Origin of the sequence: Polynucleobacter sp. es-EL-1 (assembly GCF_018687975.1) — a bacterium.
GTDB lineage: Bacteria > Pseudomonadota > Gammaproteobacteria > Burkholderiales > Burkholderiaceae > Polynucleobacter.
Genome location: NZ_CP061310.1, coordinates 1,713,087 through 1,729,167 on the forward strand (window position 1 = coordinate 1,713,087; position 16,081 = coordinate 1,729,167).

Consider the following 16,081-nt stretch of genomic DNA (forward strand, 5'->3'; position numbering starts at 1 on the left):
AAAGCCCTGATACTGCATGAATAAGCCTCAATCTCTCTATATTGGCCTGATGTCTGGCACTAGCCTAGATGGGATAGATGCCGTGCTGGCAAAGATTGAAGTCTCCGGGGAGACATCCCTTCTGGACTCCGTAAGTGTTGCCTTTAGCCCTGAATTACGTAAAGCTCTACTGGATCTCCAGACCCCCGGGCCAAACGAGATTCATCGAGAAAACCAAGCCAGTAACGCCTTAGCACTAGCCTATGCGGATGCAGTCAAGCAATTACTCACCCAAGCCAAGCTTTCTCCTGCAGATATCAGCGCCATTGGCGCCCATGGTCAGACTATTCGTCACCAAGCTGATCTTGCTCGTCACCTGGCCTATACCCATCAAACTCTCAATCCAGCCCTATTAGCGGAACTCACTGGAATTGATGTCATCGCGGACTTTAGAAGTCGTGATTTAGCAGCAGGTGGTCATGGTGCGCCTCTAGTGCCAGCCTTTCATGCGCAGCAATTTTCCTCCAAGGAGAATGTTGCTGTTCTCAACCTTGGTGGGATTGCCAATCTGACACTTCTTCCCAAAGATGGCAATGTCACTGGATTTGATTGTGGCCCAGCCAATATGTTGATGGATGCGTGGATTGCGGATCAACAAGGACATGCCTTTGATGAGAACGGTACTTGGGCATCCCAAGGCAATGTCAATCAAGCACTGTTATCAAGAATGTTGGAGGATTCATTTTTTTCAAAAGTACCGCCAAAGAGCACGGGCCGTGATGACTTTCATCTAGAGTGGTTGCAAAAGCAAGTTGGCTCGGACAATATCAACGCCGAAGATATTCAAGCCACACTGCTGCAATTAACAGTAGATTCAGCCTTGCATGCCTTAAAGGGCTATGCCCCGCAAACCCAGATTCTGATTATCTGCGGTGGTGGTGTGCGCAACATTTCCCTACTCAATTTATTTAAAGTCCGAGCTGAACTCTTATTTAAAAACACACTGGAGATCATGACTAGTGATGCGCTAGGCATTGATCCACAGCTAGTGGAAGGTCTTGCCTTTGCATGGCTTGCTTGGGCCCATAAAGAAAAACGGCCAGCAAATTTGCCAGCCGTTACGGGAGCGAAGAGTCCTAGAATTCTAGGCGCTTGTTATCCTGCTTAAGTAATTAAATTTATTTAAGCAGAGAAAGAAGATCCGCAACCACAAGTAGTTTGCGCATTTGGATTCTTAATCACAAACTGAGAGCCATTGATATCTTCTTTGTAATCAATCTCAGCGCCCACTAAATATTGGAAGCTCATTGAATCTACTAAGAGAGTAACGCCATTCTTTTCAAACTGAGTGTCATCCTCATTGACGGCATCATCAAATGTGAAGCCATACTGAAATCCAGAGCAACCACCACCTTGAACAAAGACACGCAACTTTAATTCTGGATTGCCTTCTTCAGCAATCAAGTCAGCTACTTTTGCAGCAGCACTATCTGTAAACACCAAAGGCACTGGTGGCTCAGCTAAATCTGCAGTAGTTTGTGTGGCTAATTCGGTCATGATTTACTCCCAATTCAAAAGGCGATGTCTTATTTTAGGCTTTTAATGCCCAGCTTGCTGAAGGGTCTTTATACCCCTCTCCATTATGGAGAAACAGCTATCTGTGTCAATCCAGTTGTCTCAGGCAAACCAAACATCAAATTCATGCACTGAACCCCTTGGCCCGAAGCTCCCTTCACCAGATTGTCTTCCACCACCAAAATGACTAGGGTATCCCCGCCACCAGGACGATGAATCGCTATCCGTAGGCCATTACTCCCCCTTACTGAACGGGTTTCTGGGTGACTGCCTGCCGGCATCACATCTACAAAAGGCTCGCCTTTATAGAAATCTTCATACAGCTTTTGGAAATCCACATCCTTGCCAGCATCAGTCAAGCGCACATAAAGAGTCGAATGAATGCCCCTAATCATTGGGGTTAAATGAGGCACAAAGGTTAGGCCAATTTGATCATGGCCTGCAATGGCCTTTAAGCCTTGCACGATCTCCGGCAAATGGCGATGCCCTTTAACACCATAAGCCTTGAAATTATCTCCAGCCTCAGATAACAAGGTGCCAATTTCTGCCTTACGTCCCGCGCCCGATGTGCCTGACTTAGAGTCCGAAATAATATGGGTGCCATCAATCAACTGCTTGCCGCCAGTCGACTTTGGTGAGAGCAAGGGAGCTAAGCCAAGCTGTACAGAAGTTGGGTAACAGCCCGCTAAACCCACTACGCGTGCTTTTTTAATTTCTTCACGATTGATTTCTGGCAATCCATAAACAGCCTCAGTCAAGATATCTGGGCAGCCATGCTCCATGCCATACCACTTAGAAAATTCAGCAATATCTTTTAAGCGAAAGTCAGCAGCCAAATCCAAAATCTTCACATTTGCAGCCAATAATTCTTGAGCTTGTGCCATCGCAACACCGTGTGGAGTGGCGAAAAACACCACATCGCACTCGGTCAACTTCGCTTCGTCAGGAGTCGTAAATTTAAGATCAATGCGACCACGCAAAGAAGGGAACATATCCGCAACTGCCATACCCGCTTCTGTGCGAGAAGTAATGGCCTGAATTTTGACCTCGGGATGCTGCGCCAACAAACGCAGTAATTCCACTCCGGTATATCCAGTTCCGCCGACGATGCCCACTTTAATCATGTCATTCTCCAAAATACCGACTGATGAATTGTATTTCTTTAATACCTAGATTGTAGAAACAAAAAGGGCCGCTTGTGCGACCCTTTTGATAAAACTAAAGCGACTGAAAGAATTAGCGCTTGCTGAACTGCTTACGACGACGCGCGCCATGCAGACCAACTTTTTTACGCTCAACTTCACGAGCATCGCGAGTCACCAAGCCTGCTTTAGACAGGGCTGGTTTCAATGCGTTGTCGTAGTCGATCAATGCACGAGTAACACCGTGACGAACTGCACCAGCTTGGCCAGTTTCACCGCCGCCACTCACGTTTACTTTGATATCAAAGGTCGTTAAGTGGGCTGTGAGAGCCAAAGGCTGACGAGCAATCATGCGTGATGTTTCGCGAGCAAAATAAGCATCGATAGGCTTACCGTTAACAGTAATCTCACCTTTGCCAGATTTAATGAATACACGTGCTACAGAGCTCTTGCGACGACCTGTACCGTAATTCCAATTTCCGTAATTAATAGCCATTTGGTTTCCTTAAATCTCTAACGCTTTTGGCTGTTGAGCCGCATGCGGATGATTGGCGTCGCCGTAGACTTTCAATTTCTTGATCATGGCATAGCCTAGTGGGCCTTTTGGCAACATACCCTTCACAGCCTTCTCTAAAGCGCGACCTGGGAAACGATCTTGCATCTTGTCGAAGTTAGTCGAGCTAATACCACCTGGGTATCCGCTGTGACGGTAATAAATTTTGTTCAAGCCTTTAGTGCCTGTGACACGCAGCTTAGAAGAGTTGATGACAACAATAAAGTCGCCAGTATCAACGTGTGGGGTGTATTCAGGCTTGTGCTTGCCGCGTAGACGGAGTGCCACTTCACTGGCGACACGACCGAGGACTTTGTCCGTAGCGTCAATCACGAACCAATCATGCACTACCTCATGGGATTTTGCAGAAAAAGTTTTCATGATTTCTCAAATTGTTATAGTCAAAAAAATTACTCCAATCAAACTACGTCCACCTTGGCCCTGCTTATGTTTGCAAGCTCGCAGATTCTGCAATCTAACTGGTACAACAAATTACCGCTGACTGGTTCGGTAATTCAGTAAAGCCTTGAATTGTAACCTAAAAAAAACCCAGGAACGAGTCCTGGGTTGGAATCCACCTATGTTTAAGTGGAGGAGACACTTGGAGGCAGAACAATCTCTTATAGAAGACTGAGAGCCAATATGGTTATTCTACATAAGATTAATGGTGCAATGCAAGAATCTTGATCAAAATCAATTTTTTGTGGTTTTTGGGCCCAAAAATGCGGTTTTTAATACCCAATTAAATTGGTAAACTATTGATAATCTTCATTAATTTGCACAAATAAGGCTGCTGATATGGAATGTCAAGTTTCTTGGTTGGGTAGTGGCGGAATGGCTTTTTCTGCCAAAACTGGTAGCGGTCACCAACTTAAAATGGACGGGCCGCCTGATGCTGGCGGCCAAAACAGCGCCCCAAGGCCTATGGAGCTTATTCTGGCTGGAACTGGCGGTTGCTCCGCATTTGATGTGGTGTTAATCCTACAGCGTGCAAAACAGGCGGTTAGCGCTTGCGACGTCAAACTCACGGCTGAGCGGGCAGAGACAGAACCAAAAGTCTTTACCAAAATTAATCTTCACTTTACGGTCACCGGCAAAGATTTAGAGCGCCCTAAAGTAGAGCGGGCTATAAAGCTTTCTCATGAAAAGTACTGTTCTGCCACCACTATGTTGGCAAAAACCGCGGAAATCACTTACAGCATTGATATCGTTTCAGAATAAGTGCAGAGTCAATCGATAAGCCGGATTCTGTCGCCCAGATTTGCATCTAGGGGCAATCATTCCTCTAGGCCGGCAGTTACCTGACGGCTCAAGCTCCCTACCCGCAGACTCAGCGGGTCGCCTCATCGTCTGCTTACTTGGGATTGCTCCAGGTGGAGGTTACCGCGTTTCACCGTAACTAAATACGCTCGTCTCTGTGGCCCTATTCCTCACGTTGCCGTGGATGGCCGTTAGCCATCACCCTACCCTATGGAGTCCGGACTTTCCTCCCCCTCAATAAAGAGGCGGCGATTGCCCAATTGACTCTGCGCCTGCAGTCTAACGCAGTCGTAGAAATTTAGTCAGAAAATGAATACGGTGAGGAAGAAGTTACTTAAGCTAAAGACCAGGCAATGGTCTCGCCCGCTCTGAGTGGAACTATTGTGGCATCCCCTAAAGGAAGCTCAACGGGGATAGCTTGACTTTGCTTTACCAAGGTAATTTTTTTGCTATTGCGCGGCAAAGAATAAAAATCCGGACCAAAGAAGCTAGCAAAACCCTCTAGGCGATCTAACTTGCCAACACTTTCAAAAGCCTCGGCATATAAACCTAAGGCATTAAAGGCGCTGTAGCATCCTGCGCAACCACAAGACGTCTCTTTGGCACCCTTAGCATGAGGGGCACTATCAGTACCCAAGAAAAAACGGGGGTTACCACTCGTAGCTACCTCAAGCAAAGCTAGGCGATGCTCTTCACGCTTGAGTACTGGCAAACAGTAGTTATGCGGACGAATACCACCAGCAAAAATAGCATTACGGTTCATCAGTAAATGTTGAGGTGTAATGGTTGCTGCAATCGTATTGGGATGGTTAACTGAGTCCTGTGCATCGCGCACATAGTGAGCTGCCTGCTTAGTAGTGATGTGCTCAAACACAATCTTGAGTTCAGGAAAATCTTTTCGCAGTGGAATTAGCACGCGATCAATGAACACCGCTTCCCGATCAAAAATATCAATGTCCGCAGTAGTCACTTCGCCATGCACCAGTAATGGCATCCCAACTGCTTGCATTGCTTCCAGAGCGCCATAGCAATGCTTGATGTCACTCACGCCAGCATCACTATTGGTGGTAGCGCCTGCCGGGTATAACTTGAAAGCAGTAATGCCCTCAGACTTTGCTTTTCTTACCTCATCAGCCGAGGTGTTGTCCGTCAAATACAAAGTCATCAAGGGTGTAAAACTGCTGATACCCATGGCCTTGAGATTCAATTGAATACGCGCACGATAAGCCTTGGCTAAATCTACCGTAGTGACTGGAGGCTTGAGATTGGGCATGATGATGGCACGGGCAAACTGTCTTGCTGTATCTGCCAATACATCCTTCATGACATCCCCATCACGAATATGTAAATGCCAATCGTCAGGTTGAATTAATTCAATTTTGCTTGGGCTGGTAGACATAGTTAGGGTATCAATCGATGAGGATGATGCGAAAGTCATTAACGTTAGTTAGTGTAGGGCCAGTTTCCACCAAAGCATTCAATTGTGCAAAAAAACCATAGCAATCATGCTGTGCCAAAAATTCTGTGGGAACCAATCCTTCTGCTTGAGCAGCCTTCCGAATCTGGGGCGTAAACCATGCTCCTGCATTTTTTTCACTTCCGTCGATACCATCAGTATCAGCCGCTAGTGCAGCAATATTGTGCATATCCTCACTAGCATTGAGTAAAGACAAGAGATACTCACTGCAACGACCGCCACGCCCTTTAATTCCAACGGGTAGGGTCACCGTACATTCGCCGCCAGATATCAGCGCTACAGCACGCTTGTCTGATTGCTTGCCTTGCAATAATTCTCGAACGGCAGCCGCTTGTTCAATGCCAACCGCTTGCGCCTCTCCCGTAATCGTATCTCCCAAAATGATGGGCTCATAACCATGATCGCGCACATATTGTGCGGCCGCCTCAAGACTCTTGTAAGCGGTAGCAATCACATGATTGTTGACCTGTACATTCTTGAGATCTGCTTCTTTTAAAGTCTCCGGAATTTCGCCAGCATTGCCACGGCTCAGATGATTTGGAACTGAAGTCGGAATAGCTCCTGCTCCCAAATGGTATTTAGCCAAAATATCAAGAGCATCTTGATAAGTCGAGTAATCAGGAGCACATGGTCCACTGGCAATATCTGCTGGGGAATCACCCGTCACATCCGAAATAATCAAAGCCTCTACGCGTGCGCCTCGAGCAATAGCCAGCCTGGCTAAATTTCCACCCTGAATAGCGGACAAGTGCTTGCGTACAACATTCATTTCCTCAATAGGAGCTCCAGAGCGCAGAAGTGCTTCAGTAGTCTGGCGCATATCATCAATGCTGATCCCAGGCTGGGGAAGCGTGAGCAAACTCGAACCTCCGCCAGAGATTAAAGCGATCAACACATCCCCTTGCTGCAATTGACCCACCAAACGAAATATCTCTTTAGCCCCATCCATACCTGCTTGATCAGGCACCGGGTGACCAGCTTCCACTATTTGAATCTTTTGAGTAGGAGAACCGTGGCCATAACGGGTCAGCACAAGGCCAGATAAATCCACCTGTGGCCAACACTGGTTTGCAAAGTCCTCCATTGCGCTAGCCATAGAGGCACTCGCCTTGCCAGCACCCACCACGAGACAACGACCTTTAGGCTCTTGCCCCGCGGGAAATATTTGATGCAAATACTGAGGAACAATCTTTTTAGGATCTGCAACTGCTAATGCGGCTGCGAAGGCATTCTTTAGGATTGATTCTGCTTGGCTCATGTGACTATTCTAATCAAGAGTAGCGCGTTCTTGCATTTGCCACATTTCAGCATAAGGCCCTTTTGCCGCCAGTAAATCAGTATGGGTGCCCCGCTCTACTATCTGCCCATGCTCCATCACCAATATTTGATCGGCATGCACAATAGTAGACAGTCGGTGAGCAATGATTAAAGTGGTACGGTTTTTTGCCAAACTCAATAACTCTTCCTGAAAAGCGCGCTCTGTTTTGGAGTCTAAAGCGGATGTGGCTTCATCAAAAATGAGCATAGCTGGTTTTTTGAGAAGCGTTCGCGCTATGGCGACACGCTGCTTTTCGCCACCGGAAAGCTTGAGTCCACGTTCACCTACCTGCGTATCGTAACCCTCTGGAAGGCGTTCGATAAACCGGTCAATTTGCGCCGCTCTGGCAGCTTCATGCACCTCCTCGATTGAGGCACCTGGATCTCCATAAGCAATGTTATAGCCAATGGTGTCATTAAATAAGACTGTATCTTGTGGAACAATGCCAATCGCTTTACGCAAACTCGCTTGAGTGACATCTTGAATATTCTGACCATCAATTAAAATTTTTCCAGACTGCACATCATAAAAACGAAACAGGAGGCGAGCTAAAGTACTTTTACCTGCACCGCTTTGACCAACTACGGCTGTAATAGTCCCAGCAGGGATATGAAAGCTGACATCGCGCAAGATCTCTCGCTTAGCATCGTAATGAAAAGAAACATGATCAAAACGTACATCCGGGCCACGGCTGTAGTTATCAATATGCAGCGGCTTTGCATGCGGGGAGTCTGCAATTTCTTTTTCAGTATTGAGTAGCGAAAACATACGATCCATATCGGTGAGAGCCTGCTTAATCTCCCGATAAATCACGCCTAAAAAGTTCAACGGGATATAGAGCTGAATCATTAAGGTGTTGACCAATACCAAATCACCTAAAGTCATCGAACCGTCAATCACTCCCAGCGTTGCACGCCACAAAATTAACACCAAGCCAACCGCAATAATCGTTTGCTGTCCAAAGTTCAATACAGCTAAAGATTTTTGTGACTTCACTGCCGCCGCTTGATAGCGCATGAGGTTTTGATCGTAACGGCTTGCTTCAAAAGCCTCGTTACCAAAATATTTAACAGTCTCAAAATTGAGCAAGGAGTCAATGGCCTTTTGATTGGCCTTTGAATCCATATCATTCATCGTGCGACGAAAATGAGTACGCCACTCAGTGACAACTACTGTAAACCCAATGTAGAGCACTAATGCAGTAAAGGTAATAGCAGCAAACCAAATATCGTATGCATAGGCTAAGTAGCCAAGCACCAAACAAAACTCGATTAAGGTAGGCAGAATGCTATAGAGCGAGTAAGAAATCAGCGACTGAATACCACGTGTGCCACGCTCAATATCGCGACTTACCCCACCAGTCTGACGCGCCAAATGAAAACTTAACGCTAAAGCATGTAGATGCTCAAATACTTGCAAGGCCACTTTGCGAACTGCATTTTGAGTCACCCTGGCAAAAAGGGACTCACGTAGTTCAGTAAATAGGGATGCAGAGATTCTGAGTAAACCATAAGCCAAAATGAGTCCGGCCGGTACGACTAGCAATGCTTGAGGAGAATCAGCTCTAATATTTAACGCATCTATTAAGCGCTTCATCAATATTGGAATGCCAAGATTGGCAACCTTGGCAGCTACTAGGCAAGTCAGAGCAATAGCAACCCGAAACTTATATTCCAACAGATAGGGCAATAGATCTCGAATGACCCGCCAATCACTTCCCATTGAGGATTTGGTGTTTGCTGCAGTTTGATGGTGCCCTGATAAGTGTCTCATTAATCTATCTTAGTCATTTCCTACTCTGGGTGCAGCGAAGAGCTGCAAAATAGCATCCCGATTACTTGGTGAAAAACATCTTTTAGCAGCCTCTTTGTAAGGCAGCCATTGGAAAGCAACATGCTCTCTTGGGGCTAAGGAAATCGGAGTGCTATCAGGAACCAATAAAGAAAACCAATGCTCTGTATTGCTTGTAACGCCAGGGGCATAGCGATATCGCCATTGAGGATAGATCTCATATTCGATCTGATGATTCATATTCAGGAGTGCGCCAGAAGGTAGTGACCGAACATCAATACCCGTTTCCTCATGAACTTCCCGGGCAGCAGCTATAGCCAAATCTTCATCGGGAGAATCGAGACTACCGGTGACCGATTGCCAAAAATTAGCCTTATCAGCCCGCTCAATTAGCAAGACCCCCCCATTCGATTTGTAGATGACTACTAAAACCGAAATGGGGATTTTCAAGATACTTTAAGTACGCTCTAACTTAAGCTGCTGGTGCTGCTTGACGCAAACGAATATGCAACTCGCGTAACTGACGCTCGTCAACAGGACTAGGGGCTTGTGTTAACAAACACTGTGCACGTTGCGTTTTAGGGAAAGCAATCACATCACGAATAGATTCTGCACCAGTCATCATCGTCACAATACGATCCAAACCAAAAGCAATACCACCATGTGGAGGAGCGCCGTACTGCAAAGCATCTAGCAAGAAACCAAACTTGGCTTGCGCTTCTTCAGCGCCAATCTTTAAAGCGCGGAATACTTGACTCTGTACTGCCTCTTGATGAATACGTACAGAACCACCACCGATCTCACTTCCATTGAGCACCATATCGTATGCCTTGGCTAAACACTTGCCTGGATCAGACTCTAGATACTGCATATGCTCATCTTTAGGACTGGTGAATGGATGATGACAAGCAACCCAACGAGCTTCGCCTTCGTCATAATCAAACATCGGGAAATCCACTACCCACAATGGCTTCCAACCCTCAGTGGAGAGGCCATGCTCTTTGCCCCAAGGGGAATGTCCAATTTTCAAACGTAAATTACCGATAGCATCATTAACGACTTTTTCTTTATCTGCACCAAAGAAAATAATGTCGCCATCTTTCGCGCCAGTGCGCTTCAAGATACCTTCGATGGCAGCATCGTGTAAATTCTTCACGATGGGAGACTGCAAGCCATTGCGGCCTTCAGCAACAGAGTTCACTTTGATCCATGCCAAACCTTTGGCGCCATAGATGCTGACAAATTGAGTGTAGTCATCAATTTCACTACGGCTAATCTCAGCGCCACCAGGAACGCATAAACCAACTACACGTCCGCCTGCTTGATTGGCCGCACCAGAGAAGACTTTGAAATCCACATCCTTCATTAAGTCTGTGAGTTCGGTAAACTCAAAATTGACTCGTAAATCGGGCTTATCAGAACCAAAGCGCGCCATACCCTCTGAATAAGGCATGGTTGGGAACGGATTGGGCAACTCCACATTCATGGTGACCTTGAAGATATGACGAATCATATTTTCAAATAGCTCACGAATTTCTAATTCATCTAAGAATGCAGTTTCACAATCGATCTGGGTAAATTCAGGCTGGCGATCTGCACGTAAATCTTCATCACGGAAACACTTGGTAATTTGGTAGTAACGATCAAAACCAGCCACCATCAATAATTGTTTGAATAACTGTGGGGACTGCGGCAAAGCAAAGAACTGACCATCATGTACGCGTGATGGCACTAAGTAATCTCGTGCGCCCTCTGGAGTACTCTTTGTCAACATCGGTGTTTCAATATCAATAAAGCCAGCAGCATCGAGATAGCGACGGCACTCCATTGCAACGTTATAACGCAAACGCAAATTCTTTTGCATCTGTGGACGACGCAAATCTAAGACGCGATGGGTAAGGCGTGTGGTCTCAGAAAGATTGTCATCTTCTAACTGAAATGGAGGCGTGATCGAAGCATTCAAAATCACTAAACTATGACAGAGCACTTCAACCTTACCGCTTACTAGATCAGCGTTTTCAGTGCCAGCAGGACGTGCACGCACCAGACCTTTAATCTGAATACAGAACTCATTGCGCACTTGCTCAGCTAAGGCAAACATTTCAGGGCGATCAGGATCACATACCACCTGAACAAAACCTTGATGATCACGCAAGTCAATGAAGATCACACCACCATGATCGCGGCGGCGATTGACCCAACCAGAGAGGGTAACTTCTTTTCCAATGAGTGATTCAGTTACCTGACCGCAGGTATGGCTTCGCATCGACATAACAATTTCCTATAAATCAAAAATGACGTGGTGACTTCGCTACAGTCAAACCACTTGAACTGGTGGGGGGGACGGATCCCATGGACACAATGTGCTTTAACGCTTCCTCAACACTCATCTCTAACTCAATAGTGTTGGCGCGCGGCACGATCATAAAAAATCCTGATGTGGGGTTTGGAGTGGTGGGTAAAAATACATTCACGTAGTCCTCACCCAACTTTGAGGCAACCTCTTTAGCTGGAATGCCAGTCTGAAATGCAATAGCCCAAGATTCAGAATGGGGGTAGCGAATCAATAAAGCTTTACTAAAAGCTTGGCCACTACCGGAAAATAAAGTGGAGGAAACTTGTTGAACGCTAGAGTAAATGGAGCGAACAATTGGAATGCGATTCATGAGCTGGTGCCATATCTTCATCCACCATTGCCCAGCAAAACTAATGGCCAGTACACCTGTCAGCATGATCACTGACACCACAATCAAAATACCCACTCCAGGTAACTCACGGAAATGGCGTAAATCTCCAGCAAACTGATTGGGGAAAATAGTGATGAGGGCTTGCATGACAGAGCCAAAAACACTGTCGAGCAGACCCAGGCCCCCTGCAATCACCCAAATAGTGATTGACATTGGTGCCCACACCAAGATGCCTGCGATAAAGTATTTTTTCATGTGCCTATGCTTAAGCTTTGCCTAACCTGGCATTTTAGCGGTTTAAGCGAGGACCGGCGACAGACTAATGCAGCCCAAGGCCAATAATCAATATTCCGAGCAAAAAACCACCTGCAAAGAGCAGGGCGCCCACCAATAGGCGATGGGTTCGCCTTTCTTGCTGCAAAAGACCTTTTAGGACCTCTAATTCAAGATTTTGCTCTTTTTGTGCCCCACGGTCACGGGCTAAGCTTTCGGCTATCAGGCGCGGTAAGGTGGGCAAAATCTGCGCCCAAGTAGGCGCCTCAGCCTTGACCCCATCGACTAGGGCGCGCCACCCAAGCTGCTGACTGACCCATTTCTCTAAGATCGGCTTAGCGGTTTTCCATAAATCCAAATCAGGGTCAAGCTGCCGAGCCAGCCCTTCAACATTTAACAAGGTCTTTTGGAGCAGGGTTAACTGAGGCTGAATCTCCACCTTAAAACGACGTGACGTTTGAAATAACCGCATCAATACGATGCCCAAAGAAATCTCTTTTAAGGGGCGGTCAAAGTAAGGCTCGCAAACGGAACGGACGGCGCCCTCGAGCTCCTCCACGCGAGTATCTGCCGGAACCCAACCAGATTCAATATGCAATTCCGCCACGCGTCGGTAATCACGATTGAAAAATGCCAAGAAATTTAGAGCAAGATAACTTTTATCAGATTGACTGAGCGCTCCAACAATTCCAAAGTCCAAAGATATGAAGCGGCCAAATGTTTGTGGCTCTAGACTGATCATGATGTTTCCTGGATGCATGTCTGCATGAAAGAAGCCATACTGAAATACCTGGGTAAAAAAGATCTCCACACCATCAGCAGCCAACTTTTTAAAATCAACGCCTGCAGCGTGCAACTCTGCTGTTCTCCCAATAGAGATACCATGCATTCTTTCCATGACGATGACATTGGTGTGACATAAATCCCAATACATTTCTGGAATCATCAACTTGGTAGAGTCAACAAAATATCTGCGAAGCTGGCTGGCATTTGCTGCTTCTCGCATCAGATCTAATTCATCATGTAAATAAGTATCAAACTCCTTTACATTCTCGCGAGGCTTTAAGCGACGACCATCTTCTGAACTGCGCTCAATGATTTTTGCTAAGTCATATAACAAAGCAAGATCTCCATCAATCACTGGCAAGATGCCTGGGCGCAATACCTTGACTGCTACAGCACGACCCTCCCACTCAGGGTGTTTCAGGGTGCCACGCAACAAACCGAAATGCACTTGAGCAACAGAAGCGCTGGCAACAGGAGTGGCATCAAAGCTAATAAATATTTCTTCAATGGATTGACCAAGTGCTACTTCAATTAAACGACAAGATTCTTCATTGGAGAATGGCGGAACCTGGTCTTGCAACTTCGCCAATTCATTAGCAATATCTTCTGGCAATAAATCACGTCGGGTAGAGAGCACCTGTCCAAACTTGACAAAGATGGGGCCAAGCGCCTCTAGCGTCAAACGGATCCGCTCCCCCCGAGGTAAATCTTGACCGGGGGATATCCAACATAGAATCGTTACTAGACCTTTTTTAATGCCAGGCTTGAGAATATCGCGCAGCAAGGGCAACATGCCGTATCGCCAAGCAGTGAAAAAAATAAACGAAAGACGAGCAAGTCGACGCACGATGAATTAACCTTTTTTCTCTAGAAGTTGAATGCGTTTCTCCATGCGATCTACCGCATCACGCAATTCATTTAATTCATGTTTGTGAATCGTAAAATCTCGCACATTCAAAAGCACTTTTCTCTCTTCGGTAACGTACTCAACAGCGTTCTCTACAAGATCGGAAACTGCCAAGCGCCCCGCAGAAAGGAATTTCTTCCCCTGGCGCACGGCAAAACTGGCGGGCACATCGCCCACAATACGAGCCAAATCTTCCTCATACTCCCAGCGTAATTGACCAGCCAAGCGACCAATCAGTTGCGCCAAATCAGCATCACCAGTAATTTTGACCGACTTGATTGCCTGCTCCTTGATGTTTCCGACCTGGCTCAATAGGTTATTTAAAGCAGCCGAAGAAATATTTAACTCAAGAGAGATTTGCTCAAATTCAGTTAAGGGTGCCAATAAACCCTCGGGGCTTATCTCAACGCAAAGATTGCCAAGTGGCAATTGAAGCAAAACCGTTTTACCTGCATGGGCTGCTAACTCACGCATCGCCCAAGGCTCAGACTTGAGGACATGGTTAATGCCTTGGCAGGCAGCGGCTGCCGCAAAATGATGGGTAGATTGTGAAACGACGTTCATAAGTGTAAAAAACCCGCACAAGTGCGGGCTTTCAATGGAAAGTACCTTAAGCTTAAACCAACTGCTGGATACCCGCTAGTACCCAACCGCCTGGGCCAGATACTGGCTTACTTAAATTCCAAATTTCCGAGAAATTATTGGCTTGAGCGCCGACTTGCTCGCGAATCATACCGCTGAACTGAACGCTGCAGAAGTAAGTATTATCCGCAGTCTCTATGCCTAATAGTTGGGCGTTGAGGGTAACAACGTCGGTTTGGTTAGCGCTATCAGCACGGCCAGAGAGGTCTTGCTCAATGGTATTGAACATCTCGGGCGTAGTGTATTCACGCAAAGCAGCCATATCACCCTGATCCCATGCTTTTTGCAGGCTGACAAAGTATTGCTTTGCATTATCTAAGAATGCATATTCATCAAATCCTGGCGGCAAGGTTGACTGAAAGGGAGCGGGCTCAGCCGCAATTCCACCAAAAGCATTCGCTGCAGGGGTAAAGGCCGGCTCCTGTCTCTGGTTTTGATCTAAGTTAGCGCGTTGCATTCCAGCTTGAGCCATTGGGTTGCCTTTACCGGCACCAGACAAGGCAGGCAACATTCTTCTCATCACAAACATAATTGCAAAACCAACCAATAGAGCAATTAACAAACCAGTGACCATTGAAGCTGCTGCTTCACCTAGGCCAAAATGGGATAGCAAGTAGCCGATCCCTAGACCCGCTGCCAGACCACCCAGGATTCCGCCAAAACGATTTGGAGTCGCCGGTTTAGCAGCTGCAGGCGCGGGTGCAGCTGCAGGCTGCGCAGGCTTTTGAACCGGTGCTGCTTGTTTTTGCATTGGGGCGCTTGGCGCTTTACCAAAGCTTCTAGCGCCACCAAGGCGCTTAGCATCAGCATGGCCAATGGAAGCAAATATCAAACTCGCGCTTACGAGTACCGCTTTGAAAAAATGCTTATTCATCTATTCATCTCCTATGAAACTGCTCTAAATTCTGAACTGCTGATTGTGCAGATTACTAGTATTTAATACCAATATGTAGGGCTACGATACCCCCAGTCATTCTGTGGGTTTGAACCTCATCAAAACCCACCCCCAGCATCATCTCCTTGAGGGTTTGGGCATCTGGGTGCATTCGAATAGACTCGGCCAAATAACGATAACTATCTGCGTCTTGCGCGATCTTTTCACCCAACCACGGCAGCACCTTAAACGAGTAGGCATCGTAAACAGGCTGTAAAAAAGCATCCGGTTTTGAGAATTCCAACACCAAGACCCGTCCACCCGCTTTGATCACCCGCAGCATCTCACCTAAAGCAACTTCCTTATGGGTCATATTTCGTAAACCAAAGGCTACGGTAACTACATCAAAATGATTATTTGGGAAAGGGATCTGCTCAGCATCAAATTGCACACAAGGCAAAGCTAATCCTTGATCTAACAAACGATCTCGGCCAACCCCGAGCATAGAAGCATTGATATCGCTAAGCCAAACCTGAGCATCTTGATTGCGCCCCCAATCAGCCGCACGTGCAAAAGCTGCAGCTAAATCACCCGTTCCACCGGCAATATCCAAAACCTTTTGGCCAGGGCGCACATTCGCGCGCGCAATAGTCACCTTCTTCCACAAGCGATGCAGACCAAATGACATGAAGTCGTTCATCACATCATATTTACTTGCAACCGAATGAAATACTTCAGCTACCTTACCTGCTTTTTCAGCCTCATCAACACTTTGGTATCCAAAATGGGTCTTACTCATATCTTCTTTGCCTTACGC

General features: G+C 46.6%; 16 protein-coding genes and 1 other RNA gene. 2 read left to right on the forward strand and 15 right to left on the reverse strand.

Annotated features, from left to right (window positions below; translation table 11 throughout):
• The first annotated feature begins 16 nt into the window (after positions 1-16).
• Positions 17-1,147, forward strand: a complete 1,131-nt coding sequence (locus FD974_RS08720) for an anhydro-N-acetylmuramic acid kinase (RefSeq protein ID WP_215364304.1) — start codon at positions 17-19, stop codon at positions 1,145-1,147.
• A 14-nt stretch (positions 1,148-1,161) separates the two neighbouring features.
• Here the strand turns inward: FD974_RS08720 and erpA are convergent, their stop codons facing one another.
• The 4 genes from erpA to rplM all read right to left on the reverse strand — a co-directional run bounded on the left by erpA (position 1,162) and on the right by rplM (position 3,630).
• On the reverse strand, positions 1,162-1,536 hold the full coding sequence (gene erpA, locus FD974_RS08725) for an iron-sulfur cluster insertion protein ErpA (RefSeq protein ID WP_215364305.1): 375 nt from the start codon (positions 1,534-1,536) through the stop codon (positions 1,162-1,164).
• Between the two features lie 83 nt (positions 1,537-1,619).
• Entirely contained in the window at positions 1,620-2,678 is a 1,059-nt protein-coding gene (argC, locus tag FD974_RS08730) for an N-acetyl-gamma-glutamyl-phosphate reductase (RefSeq protein WP_215364306.1), read from the reverse strand.
• Positions 2,679-2,790: 112 nt separating this feature from the next.
• Complete coding sequence (rpsI, locus tag FD974_RS08735; RefSeq protein ID WP_076023685.1) at positions 2,791-3,192, reverse strand: 30S ribosomal protein S9; 402 nt, start codon at positions 3,190-3,192, stop codon at positions 2,791-2,793.
• A gap of 9 nt (positions 3,193-3,201) precedes the next feature.
• Complete coding sequence (gene rplM / locus FD974_RS08740; protein WP_215364307.1) at positions 3,202-3,630, reverse strand: 50S ribosomal protein L13; 429 nt, start codon at positions 3,628-3,630, stop codon at positions 3,202-3,204.
• Between the two features lie 417 nt (positions 3,631-4,047).
• Here rplM and FD974_RS08745 point away from each other — a divergent pair, with 417 nt between their 5' ends.
• Complete coding sequence (locus FD974_RS08745) at positions 4,048-4,470, forward strand: OsmC family protein (protein WP_215364309.1); 423 nt, start codon at positions 4,048-4,050, stop codon at positions 4,468-4,470.
• Here the strand turns inward: FD974_RS08745 and rnpB are convergent.
• From rnpB to ubiE, 11 genes are all read right to left on the reverse strand, one after another.
• Positions 4,471-4,777: RNase P RNA component class A (gene rnpB, locus FD974_RS08750), an RNA gene on the reverse strand. It lies immediately after the preceding gene.
• A 66-nt stretch (positions 4,778-4,843) separates the two neighbouring features.
• On the reverse strand, positions 4,844-5,908 hold the full coding sequence (pyrC, locus tag FD974_RS08755; protein ID WP_215366828.1) for a dihydroorotase: 1,065 nt from the start codon (positions 5,906-5,908) through the stop codon (positions 4,844-4,846).
• A gap of 10 nt (positions 5,909-5,918) precedes the next feature.
• A complete protein-coding gene (locus FD974_RS08760; RefSeq protein WP_215364311.1) occupies positions 5,919-7,244 on the reverse strand; it encodes a glycerate kinase in 1,326 nt (441 codons plus the stop codon).
• 9 nt (positions 7,245-7,253) lie between these two features.
• Positions 7,254-9,077, reverse strand: coding sequence for an ABC transporter ATP-binding protein/permease (locus tag FD974_RS08765; RefSeq protein ID WP_215364313.1), 1,824 nt, complete (start codon positions 9,075-9,077; stop codon positions 7,254-7,256).
• A gap of 9 nt (positions 9,078-9,086) precedes the next feature.
• Entirely contained in the window at positions 9,087-9,545 is a 459-nt protein-coding gene (gene nudB, locus FD974_RS08770) for a dihydroneopterin triphosphate diphosphatase (RefSeq protein ID WP_215364314.1), read from the reverse strand.
• 22 nt (positions 9,546-9,567) lie between these two features.
• Complete coding sequence (gene aspS, locus FD974_RS08775) at positions 9,568-11,367, reverse strand: aspartate--tRNA ligase (protein WP_215364315.1); 1,800 nt, start codon at positions 11,365-11,367, stop codon at positions 9,568-9,570.
• A 16-nt stretch (positions 11,368-11,383) separates the two neighbouring features.
• On the reverse strand, positions 11,384-12,037 hold the full coding sequence (locus FD974_RS08780; RefSeq protein ID WP_215364316.1) for a DUF502 domain-containing protein: 654 nt from the start codon (positions 12,035-12,037) through the stop codon (positions 11,384-11,386).
• 64 nt (positions 12,038-12,101) lie between these two features.
• The gene (ubiB, locus tag FD974_RS08785) at positions 12,102-13,688 is read right to left on the reverse strand and encodes a ubiquinone biosynthesis regulatory protein kinase UbiB (RefSeq protein ID WP_215364317.1); all 1,587 of its coding nucleotides are present in this window, start codon (positions 13,686-13,688) and stop codon (positions 12,102-12,104) included.
• A gap of 6 nt (positions 13,689-13,694) precedes the next feature.
• Entirely contained in the window at positions 13,695-14,312 is a 618-nt protein-coding gene (locus FD974_RS08790; RefSeq protein WP_215364318.1) for an SCP2 domain-containing protein, read from the reverse strand.
• Between the two features lie 52 nt (positions 14,313-14,364).
• Complete coding sequence (locus tag FD974_RS08795) at positions 14,365-15,264, reverse strand: Tim44 domain-containing protein (protein ID WP_215364319.1); 900 nt, start codon at positions 15,262-15,264, stop codon at positions 14,365-14,367.
• Positions 15,265-15,319: 55 nt separating this feature from the next.
• The gene (gene ubiE / locus FD974_RS08800) at positions 15,320-16,063 is read right to left on the reverse strand and encodes a bifunctional demethylmenaquinone methyltransferase/2-methoxy-6-polyprenyl-1,4-benzoquinol methylase UbiE (protein ID WP_215364321.1); all 744 of its coding nucleotides are present in this window, start codon (positions 16,061-16,063) and stop codon (positions 15,320-15,322) included.
• Positions 16,064-16,081: the final 18 nt, after the last annotated feature.

Bases quoted from the DNA above. Each gene is read 5' to 3' on its own strand.
- pyrC (WP_215366828.1), bottom strand. From the start codon at position 5,908: ATGTCTACCAGCCCAAGCAAAATTGAATTAATTCAACCTGACGATTGG.
- erpA (WP_215364305.1), bottom strand. From the start codon at position 1,536: ATGACCGAATTAGCCACACAAACTACTGCAGATTTAGCTGAGCCACCA.
- FD974_RS08795 (WP_215364319.1), bottom strand. From the start codon at position 15,264: ATGAATAAGCATTTTTTCAAAGCGGTACTCGTAAGCGCGAGTTTGATA.
- rpsI (WP_076023685.1), bottom strand. From the start codon at position 3,192: ATGGCTATTAATTACGGAAATTGGAATTACGGTACAGGTCGTCGCAAG.
- FD974_RS08765 (WP_215364313.1), bottom strand. From the start codon at position 9,077: ATGAGACACTTATCAGGGCACCATCAAACTGCAGCAAACACCAAATCC.
- FD974_RS08720 (WP_215364304.1), top strand. From the start codon at position 17: ATGAATAAGCCTCAATCTCTCTATATTGGCCTGATGTCTGGCACTAGC.
- argC (WP_215364306.1), bottom strand. From the start codon at position 2,678: ATGATTAAAGTGGGCATCGTCGGCGGAACTGGATATACCGGAGTGGAA.
- FD974_RS08790 (WP_215364318.1), bottom strand. From the start codon at position 14,312: ATGAACGTCGTTTCACAATCTACCCATCATTTTGCGGCAGCCGCTGCC.
- FD974_RS08745 (WP_215364309.1), top strand. From the start codon at position 4,048: ATGGAATGTCAAGTTTCTTGGTTGGGTAGTGGCGGAATGGCTTTTTCT.
- aspS (WP_215364315.1), bottom strand. From the start codon at position 11,367: ATGTCGATGCGAAGCCATACCTGCGGTCAGGTAACTGAATCACTCATT.
- rplM (WP_215364307.1), bottom strand. From the start codon at position 3,630: ATGAAAACTTTTTCTGCAAAATCCCATGAGGTAGTGCATGATTGGTTC.
- ubiE (WP_215364321.1), bottom strand. From the start codon at position 16,063: ATGAGTAAGACCCATTTTGGATACCAAAGTGTTGATGAGGCTGAAAAA.
- FD974_RS08780 (WP_215364316.1), bottom strand. From the start codon at position 12,037: ATGAAAAAATACTTTATCGCAGGCATCTTGGTGTGGGCACCAATGTCA.
- FD974_RS08760 (WP_215364311.1), bottom strand. From the start codon at position 7,244: ATGAGCCAAGCAGAATCAATCCTAAAGAATGCCTTCGCAGCCGCATTA.